Here is a 2874-nt window from a genome sequence, read left to right on the forward strand (position 1 = left end):
CAGGTCGCCCCGCGCCAGGCCGGGGCCATGGCCCTCGCGCACCAGGGCGGCGGCGGCCGGCGACAGCTTAAGGGTCTTCTTCAGGAGGCTCGAGATCGACAGGCCGGGGCGGGCGGCGGCGATCCGCGCGGTCAGGGCCGCGCGGGTCTGGTCAGGCCGCAGGTCGACGGTGAGGGTCTGCGGGCCCTCGGCGGCGATCGCCTCGCGCAGGCCGGCCGACAGGGCGTAGACCGCCCCGCCCTCCAGGCCGTGGCGGGTGATCATCGCCTCGCCCCGCACCGTGCGACCGGCGTGGGTCAGAGCCAGCGCCTTCAAGGGATGGCCCGCGAAGCCGTCGGCGAACAGGTCGCTCCAGGCGGCGTCGAACCCGCAATTGGCCGGCCGCAGCGGCGACACCGCCACGTCTGCGCCCGACAGGATCTCCACCCACGCCCCGTCAGAGCCCAGCCGCGGCCAGCTGGCGCCGCCAAGCGCCAGCAGGGTGGCGTCGGGCGCCAGGCGCTCTTCGCCCTCCGGCCCGACCAGGATCGCCTCACCGGCCTCGCTCCAGCCCCGCCACTCGGTCCGGGTGCGGATCACCACGCCCAGGTCCGCCAGCCGGGCCAGCCAGGCCCGCAGCAGGGGCGAGGCCTTCATCGCCGTGGGAAAGACGCGCCCGCTTGCGCCGACGAAGGTCGGCTGGCCCAGGCCTTCAGCCCAGGCGCGCAGGGCGGGCGCTGGAAAGGCCTCCAGCATAGGCGCCAGCCAGCCGGCCGCCTCGCCATAGCGGCTGAGGAACGGCTCGGCCGGTTCGGAGTGGGTGAGGTTCAGGCCGCCGCGGCCGGCCATCAGGAACTTGCGTCCCACACTGGGCATGCGCTCGGCGACCGTCACCGCCCAGCCGGCCGTGGCCAGGCGTTCCGCGGCGAACAGGCCGGCCGGTCCGGCGCCGACGATCAGGGCTGATTTTGGGGAGGTCATGAGGCTGCGGCGGATAGCACGAAACCGCGCGCACCGGGGCGTCTGATTATTTTTGACAGAAGAGTCAAAATTGGCTGCGGGCAAAAAATTGGCCCGTTGCGGGGGATAATCGCAACGGGCCTTTTTTTGAGCTCTCGCTCTTATGAAGCGGGCGTTTCCTCCCCGAAACGCCGGAGACTGAAGGACTTAGGCCGTCATGTCTCTCGCAGGTCCAGAGAACGGCAATTTCTGGCCCGAGTCAACGGCCCCATTTCGCTCGTGTGACAAAAAATAGATCAGATTTCCTTGAACACGCTCAATTACCCCCAATTAGGGGAATAATTTTGACGCATACGTCAAAAATGCTGGACTTTGTCCCTAAGCGCCTCGAACGGCGCGCAGTGGGTCTCGAAGACGAAGTCAGGGCGTGACGCCGTGACGGGTCCACGGCCCGCCGCGGTGAGCTTGCGGGCGGCTTCAGCGACCTTGTCCACGGGGGTCAAAAGGCCGTGCGGACGCGGCGCGCAGCCCTCGGCGATCAGCTCGGCCACCAGGGCCTCATCGCCGTCCTGGGCGGGCCAGACAAGCGTGGCGCTCTCGTGCGCCAGGGCCCGGGCCTCGACAATCCGCAGCAGGCCCTCGGCCGCCGCCAGCTGTTCCGCAGACCAGGACGCCCGCAGGGACGCCGTCAGCTGCGCCTGGCTCTTCAGGATCACCCCGTCGGAGACGATCTTCAGCCCATTGGCCACCAGGGTCGCGCCCGTGGTGGTGATATCCACCACCAGCTCGGCGGCGCCGGCGGCCGGCGCGCCCTCCGTCGCCCCGCCCGATTCGGCGATGCGGTAGTCGGCCACACCGTGCCGGGCGAAGAAGCCGCGGGTCTGGACCAGATACTTGGTGGCCACCCGCATCCGCCGGCCGGTGCGCGACAGGAACTCGTGCGCCACGTCCTCCAGGTCGGCCATGGTGTCGACGTCGATCCAGCTCTTGGGCACCGCCACCACCAGGTCGGCGCGGCCGAAGCCCAGGGCCCGCAGCAGAAGCGCCTTGTCCTCCAGCACCCCGCTGCGCTCGCGCAGCAGGTCCTCGCCGGTGATGCCCAGATGCACCTCGCCCGCGTCCAGGGCCTCAGCGATGTCTCCGGCCGAGAGCAGGCGCACCTGAACCCCGGACACGCCCTTCAGCTCGGCCATGTAGCCGCGCGCGCCGCCGGCGATGCTGAGCTTCAGCCCGCAGTCGGCCAGCCAGGCCTCGACCTGTTCCTTCAGCCGCCCCTTGGACGGCACGGCCATAATCAGGGGTTCGCTCATCGGACGTCCTCCGCCAGCGCCCAGCGGGGACGCAGGGTGCAGCCCACGGCCTGGGCCTCGGCCGGGCCGCCCAGGCGGGTGGGCAGGCCGTCATAGCGCCCGCCGGTGGCGATGGGCCGCTCAGGCCCCAGGGCTTCCGACCGGATCTCGAAGGTCAGGCCGTCATAATAGTCGAAGGCGTGACCCAGGGCGGTGGCGAACCGGGCGTGGGCGATGGGCACGCCGGCCTCGGCCAGCCGCGACAGACGCTCCGTCCAGCCCTTGAGCGCGCCCTTCAACGCCTTGGCGGTCGGCCCGGCCAGGGCGGCGACAGCGGCCAGGGCGTCGGCGGGCTCGGCTTCAATGGCCAGGAACTTGCGCACCGCTTGCGCCTGGTCCGGGGTCAGGGCCGAGGCGCGGGCGGCCTCGGCCCGGCGCACCAGGCGTTGGGCGATTTCGGCGGGTCCGCGACCGCCCACGGGCTCCACGCCCGCCAGGCTCCACATCTCTTCCAGCATCCGGCCAGCCTCGACCGGGGACAGGCCGGCGAGCACGCCCGCCAGGCTGTCCTCGGCGCCTTCGGCCGCCTGGCCGGCACGCGCCAGCTCGGCCTGCATCAGGCGCGGACGGGCCGCGGCCCGCTTCA

3 protein-coding genes are annotated in these 2874 nt (G+C 71.5%); all 3 read right to left on the reverse strand.

What is annotated here, in order from left to right:
* A partial coding sequence (locus ACFQ27_RS20750; protein ID WP_377354912.1) for a BaiN/RdsA family NAD(P)/FAD-dependent oxidoreductase occupies positions 1 to 960 on the reverse strand: 960 nt, incomplete at its 3' end.
* 335 nt (positions 961 to 1295) lie between these two features.
* Positions 1296 to 2249, reverse strand: coding sequence for an ATP phosphoribosyltransferase (gene hisG, locus ACFQ27_RS20755; RefSeq protein WP_374346065.1), 954 nt, complete (start codon positions 2247 to 2249; stop codon positions 1296 to 1298).
* Positions 2246 to 2874 (reverse strand): ATP phosphoribosyltransferase regulatory subunit (locus ACFQ27_RS20760; protein WP_377354913.1); only part of this gene is annotated, 629 nt, incomplete at its 5' end. The genes hisG and ACFQ27_RS20760, both read right to left, overlap by 4 nt.

Source organism: Phenylobacterium conjunctum, from assembly GCF_042679085.1.
Classification (GTDB): domain Bacteria; phylum Pseudomonadota; class Alphaproteobacteria; order Caulobacterales; family Caulobacteraceae; genus Phenylobacterium; species Phenylobacterium conjunctum.